This window comes from Pseudomonas sp. LSJ-87, from assembly GCF_032971465.1.
Classification (GTDB): domain Bacteria; phylum Pseudomonadota; class Gammaproteobacteria; order Pseudomonadales; family Pseudomonadaceae; genus Aquipseudomonas; species Aquipseudomonas putida_Z.
In genome coordinates, this window is the sequence record NZ_JAWJYQ010000020.1 from 1 (window position 1) to 5,780 (window position 5,780).

Consider the following 5,780-nt stretch of genomic DNA (forward strand, 5'->3'; position numbering starts at 1 on the left):
TCAGGTCAGAAGCTGTAATCCACCGTCGCAAAGTACGACCGTGGCATCCCCATCAGCCACTGCTGGCCACTGAACGCCGACTGCACATACTCACGGTCGAACAGGTTGTTCAACTGCAACCCCAGCCGCACATCCGGCAACACCTGCCAGCCGATGTAGGCATCGACCACGGTGTAGCCGGGGGCGCTCTGGGTGTTGGCGGTGTTGGCATATCGTTCGTCCACATAGCGCGCGCCAATGCCGGCCTCCAGCCGCTGGCCGAAGCCTTTGCTCAGCCACAGGTTGGCGGTACGCCGCGGGACATTGGCCGGGCGATTGCCCGCACGGTCCTGCGCCACGCCGCCGACCATTTCGTCGAAGTCGTCATACCTGGCGCGCACGATCGCCGCGTTGGCCGACACCTGCCACTGGTGCGCCAGCGCCAGTTCCAGGGTTGCCTCCAGGCCGTCGGACGTCTGCTGGCCAGCCTGCTGCTTCTCGTGGGTGACCGGGTCATCCACCAGCAGCTTCTTCTTGACGATGTGGTAGGCCGCCAATGTCCATTCGCCACGCCCCTCCCAGAAGCGCTGCTTCAGGCCCACCTCGGTCTGCCTGGCCTCGGTCAGGTCGTAGTGCATCTGGTTGGCGCTGAGGCTGATGAGGTTGTCGACCCCGTCCTCGCTGGTGGAGTACTGGCCATACAGCGACAGGTCGTCGCTGACCGCAAACACCAGCCCGGCACGCCAGTTTCCGCCTTGCAGGCTGCGGTCGCTGCGGCTGTCGGTGGTCAGTTTCTCCTGGACGATGTGGTTCTGGTCGCGGCGCACGCCGGTGACCAGGGACAGGCGATCGCTCAACTGCAGGCGGTTTTCGGCGAACAGGGCAAAGGTGTGGGTGGTGGACAGGGTTTGCGGGCGCAGCGGCGAGGCGCTGTGGAACCAACCCGGTTGTGGCTGCCAAGGGTCGACGTAGTCACCGCCCACATCGTTGTAGGGCGCGTTGCTGTCGACGTTGAAGCGGACCTTGTTGTACTCGGCGCCGACCACGGTCTTGCTGGCCAGGCCGAACAGCGTGTGGTCGAGGGTGAAGGCCTGGCGATCGCCGAACTGTTCCTGGTTGTGCTTGATCTGCAGGTAGCTGCCGCGCAGCAGCTGCTGGCGCCCGGCATTCCAGCTGTACTCCTCGGCATTGCGCCAGTGACGGCGGCTCTTGATGTAGTACAGCTGGTTGCTGGCGCTGAGGTGGTCGTTCAACGTCCAGTCGGTGTTCAGGCGGGTCCATTCATCGACGTAGTGCTGCACATCGTCCTGCACGTTGTAGTTCTTCTTGCGCAGGCTGCTGCGGTAGTGGCCGTCGATCAGCGGGGTGCCGTAGTAGTTGGCAGGTTGCGCATCGCCGCGATCGTGGGCGAGGGTGAAGCTGAGGTCGTCGCTGGCATCGAAGCGCAGCGCGGCGCTCAGCGCCAGGCTGCGTGACGGGGTGCGGTCGACCCAGCCGTTACCGGTTTGCTGGTTCAGGGCCAGGCGGTAGCTCAGGCGCTCGCCGAGGCTGCCGCCGCTGTCCAGGCCGAGCTGCTGGCGGTCCCACGAACCGTAGCCCAGGCGCAGGTGGTTGCGTACCTCGCCGGCAAACGGCTTTTTCGGGATCACGTTGACCACCGCACCGGTGGCCCCTTCGCCATACAGCACCGAGGCCGGGCCACGAATCACATCGATGCGCTCGACCATCCACGGGTCGACCGGGAACGTCTGGGTGCCGGCACCGGTGTACAGGCGTGCGCCGTCGAACAGGGTCATCACCGAGTTGTGCCCGGTAAAGCCGCGGGCGGACAGGCCCGTGCCGCCGTCGCCCGGGGAGCCGATGTAGCTGATGCCCGGTGAGCGGGTCACCGCGTCCTGCACGGTGAGGTTGTTGCGCTGCTGAATCTGCTCGGCGCTGATGCTGCTGGTGCTGGCCGGTGTCTCCAGGGCGCTGAGGCCCAGGCGCGAGCCCGCCTGGGTCGGGGTGGCCAGGTCGATGGCGTGGCTGCCTTGGGTGTCGGTGATGGCCGTGGAGGGCAGGGCCAGTGGCTGTCGGTCGAGGTCATCGGCCAGGGCCGGCAGGGATACGGCCAGGCAGGCCGCCAGAGGGTGAAGCTTGAAGATACGGGACATGTCGTTCCACTACTGCAGGAATGAATGGATCCCGGTGGAAAACACGCAAAGGCGCACCGTGCACGCAGGCGCGCGCGGATACCGGCCTGCGCCCGCCCACCGCGGGTTGCCAAGTGAAGCTCCAGGCCGGTCTCCGGGCTTGCGAGGGGCATGAAACCTTCACCTTCCCATGCAGGTGCACAGTGGTATCTCGAAGGGTTCGCTCGCTTACCGTTGCGGGGGCAGCGCCGGACTTGTCGTGGGCAACACGACGCACCGGCTTCCCGTTTCACCCTGCGCGCGGCGGCGCAGGGCACCTGAAACTGGCGGGCATATGACCATTGAAACGCGGGAGGCGTCAAATCTGCCTGCTACCAATGAAACAACTCTCGTCGCGCCCCCTCGGTAATCGCCACGATCCCCGGGTGCTTGACCTTGCGCTCTACCGAAATGGCATAGAACGACTCGTGCACCGCCTCGGTCTGCCCGATCAGCTCCACGCCATACTGGCGGCACACTTCCTCGGCGATCACGCTGGGCGCGACGAAGATGCCGCTGCCCGACTGCCCGAACGCCTGCATCAAGGCACTGTCATCGAACTCGCCCACGATCCGTGGCTGCACCTGCTGTTCACCCAGCCAGCGCAGCAGGCGGCTGCGTACCACGGTTTCCTGCCCGGGGATAAGCAATGGCGCATCCTGCAGGCAGGCGGGGAAGGGGCCTTCCAGGCGTTGTGCCAGCGCCGGGGTGGCGAAGAAGCTCAACCCGCACTCGCCCAGTTTCTGGCTATAACCCTTGATGTCCAGGTGGCTGGGCATGGGGCTGTCGGAAATCACCAGGTCCAGGCGCTGGATCGCCAGGTCGGCCAGCAGCCGTTCGAGCTTGTCTTCGCGGCAGTTGATACGCAGCACGTCGTCCAGCTCCATGGTCGGTGCCAGCAGGCAGTAGACGATGGACTTGGGCACCACGTCCGCCACACCCACGCGGAACAGGATCTGCTCCTGCGGGCCGGCCCGCAGCATGGCCTCCAGCTCGTTACCCAGCTGGAACATCTGCTCGGCATAGATCAGCGTCTGGCGCCCTGTTTCGGTCAGTTCCAGCTGGCGCCCCACGCGCTGGAACAACTCCAGGGCGTAGGTCTGTTCCAACAGGCTGATCTGCCCGCTGATGGTTTGCGGGGTCAGGTTCAACTGTTCGCTGGCGCGGGCGATGCTGCCGGTCTTGGCCACGGCCCAGAAGTAGTGCAACTGCCGATAGTTGAGCATCGGTATGTTTCCGGAATCGTAAAAACCGAAGTATAACCGCTGAAAATACGAATTTTCCGGATGTGTTGCGCTCTTTAGAATGCGACTCCATCAGGCGCCGTGTGCGCCGCCGGAACATGAAAAGCGAGGAACCCATGCTGCAACTCAAATCCATTGGCACGCCGCTGGTGCTGGCCTTGGCCCTGTTCACCCTGGCCGGTTGCGAGCAGGCCGAGAAATCCGCCCAGCAGATGCTCGACCAGGCCGCACAGTCGGCCAAGCAGGCCATTGACGACACCAACAAGGCCGCACAGCAGGCGTTGAGCGAGGCCATCGGCAGCGAAGGGCACAAGCCCAAGGACGCCGACAAGAAAGAAGACACCCAGGAAATCTGACCCCCAACCGCTGCTGCAGGATTTGAACAATGGAATACTTGCTGGAACTCGTCGCTAGCCCTACCGCCTGGGTTGCCCTGGCTACGCTGGTGGCCATGGAAGTCGTGCTGGGCATCGACAACCTGATCTTCATCTCCATCCTGACCAACAAGCTGCCGGTGGAGTACCGCTCCAAGGCGCGCCGTATCGGTATCAGCATGGCCCTGGTCATGCGCCTGGCCTTGCTCAGCACGGTGGCCTGGATCGTCCAGCTGACCGACCCGGTGTTCGAAGTGTTCGGCAATGCCTTCTCCTGGAAGGACGTGATCCTGATTGCCGGTGGCCTGTTCCTGCTGTGGAAGGCGACCAAGGAAATCCACGAGAACGTCGACCCGCACGGGGCCAAGGAAGAAGCCAAGGTGTCGTCGACGGTTACCCTGGGCTTTGCCGCGGCGATCTTCCAGATCCTGTTGCTGGACATCGTCTTCTCGGTCGACAGCATCATCACCGCCGTGGGCATGACCGAGCACCTGCCGATCATGATCATTGCCGTTATCACTGCCGTGATCGTCATGATGGTGGCCGCCGACCCGTTGGCCAACTTCATCAACGACAACCCGACCGTGGTGATGCTGGCCCTGGGCTTCCTGATCATGATCGGCATGACGCTGATCGCCGAAGGTTTCGGCGCCCATGTACCGAAGGGTTATGTGTACGCGGCCATGGCCTTCTCGACGGCGATCGAGATCCTCAACATCCTGGCCCGTCGGGCGCGGTTGAAGCGCGAAGCGGCTGAAGGTTGATGCAAGAAAAGCGGGGCGCTTGCGCCCCGTTCGCGGGCTTGCCCGCTCCCACAGGTGCCGCATCAGCCAGATAGCTACGCGGTCCCTGTGGGAGCGGGCAAGCCCGCGAATGGGAGTAGGGAAAATCTGTAGTCAGTGCACCCCGGCATGCCGCCGCGCCCGGCGCACAGGCTGTGGCTTGGCGGGGGCCTGCGGTGGCAGGTGGTGGTGGGAGTGACGCCGCACGATACGCAGTACACCCCATAGCATGGCGGCTGCAACGCTCAGCCACATGCCCACCAGCATGAGGATTGCCATGGTCAGGCTCATCTGTGCCTCCATCTCTACGGGCCGCGCTCGGTCGCCGACGCTGGCCTTCCAGACACTGCTTTAGTCTAGTCTCTCGCCTGTGACGTTCCATTGACCAAAGGTCTATTGCTTGGTCCGATTTGCTCCTAACCGGTGTCGGACTATACCCGCGCCGCTGTCCGACCTATGATCGGTGGCCAGAGCCGGGCGCTGCCTGCCCGGCGTTGGAGCAAGCGAGTGTCCATGCAGCAACCTTCCTTCAAGACCATCCCTCGTCGGCTGCTGGCGGCCTGCCTGGTAGCGGCCAGCCTGGCCGGTTGTGCCAGCGTACCCTCCGCCAACCTCAAGGGTTTGCCGCAGCGGGTCGAGATCAGCAGCGTGCCGTTCTACCGTGGCAACGCCAACCACAGCGGGGCCATGGCATTGGCGGCGGTGCTGTCGCAACAGGGGGCTCCGATCACGCCGGGGCTGCTGGACAAGCCGCTGAACCTGCCCCAGGGCGCCGAGGCGCTGGACACCGGCATCCCCCGGGTGGCGCGCGACTACGGCATGGTGGTGTATCCGCTGGACAAGCAGCTGGACGCACTGTTGACCCAGGTGGCAGCGGGCAACCCGGTGCTGCTGCGTTACGAGGATGGTTCGGCCTGGTGGAGCGAGCCACGCTATGCCGTGCTGATCGGCTACGACCGCTACAAGCAGCGGGTGCTGTTGCGCTCGGGCATGCACCGGCGGCAGCTGATGGCGTTCGATGACTTTGCCTCGGCGTGGGCGAAGCTTGGGAGTTGGGCGGTGCTGGTGCAGCCACCGCGGCAATTGCCGGCCCAGGTGGACCGCCAGCGCTGGTTGCAGGCTGCGGATGAACTGGCCCGGGCGGGGCAGGAGATTGCGGCGAAGCAGGCCGTGAGTAGCCTGAACAAATAGCTTTATCTGTACCGGCCCTTTCGCGGGTGAACCCGCTCC

Annotated in this window: 6 protein-coding genes and 1 riboswitch; of the genes, 3 read left to right on the top strand and 3 right to left on the bottom strand. The window is 64.4% G+C overall.

What is annotated here, in order from left to right:
• Positions 1-5 precede the first annotated feature (5 nt).
• Positions 6-2,132 carry a TonB-dependent receptor gene (locus RYH74_RS13290; protein WP_317409535.1) on the bottom strand — a complete coding sequence of 709 codons (2,127 nt, stop codon included), beginning with the start codon at positions 2,130-2,132 and terminating at the stop codon, positions 6-8.
• 106 nt (positions 2,133-2,238) lie between these two features.
• Positions 2,239-2,447, bottom strand: a riboswitch (cobalamin riboswitch).
• A gap of 35 nt (positions 2,448-2,482) precedes the next feature.
• On the bottom strand, positions 2,483-3,376 hold the full coding sequence (nhaR, locus tag RYH74_RS13295; RefSeq protein WP_317409536.1) for a transcriptional activator NhaR: 894 nt from the start codon (positions 3,374-3,376) through the stop codon (positions 2,483-2,485).
• A 134-nt stretch (positions 3,377-3,510) separates the two neighbouring features.
• On the opposite strand from nhaR, the gene RYH74_RS13300 reads away from it, so the two are divergent.
• Positions 3,511-3,750: a hypothetical protein gene (locus RYH74_RS13300; RefSeq protein WP_025338519.1), complete on the top strand. Its 240-nt coding sequence runs from the start codon at positions 3,511-3,513 to the stop codon at positions 3,748-3,750.
• A 29-nt stretch (positions 3,751-3,779) separates the two neighbouring features.
• The gene (locus RYH74_RS13305) at positions 3,780-4,532 is read left to right on the top strand and encodes a TerC family protein (RefSeq protein WP_003260907.1); all 753 of its coding nucleotides are present in this window, start codon (positions 3,780-3,782) and stop codon (positions 4,530-4,532) included.
• A gap of 132 nt (positions 4,533-4,664) precedes the next feature.
• Here the strand turns inward: RYH74_RS13305 and RYH74_RS13310 are convergent, their stop codons facing one another.
• Positions 4,665-4,841, bottom strand: coding sequence for a hypothetical protein (locus RYH74_RS13310; protein WP_167506588.1), 177 nt, complete (start codon positions 4,839-4,841; stop codon positions 4,665-4,667).
• 165 nt (positions 4,842-5,006) lie between these two features.
• Here RYH74_RS13310 and RYH74_RS13315 point away from each other — a divergent pair, with 165 nt between their 5' ends.
• Complete coding sequence (locus RYH74_RS13315) at positions 5,007-5,741, top strand: peptidase C39 family protein (protein ID WP_286101432.1); 735 nt, start codon at positions 5,007-5,009, stop codon at positions 5,739-5,741.
• Positions 5,742-5,780: the final 39 nt, after the last annotated feature.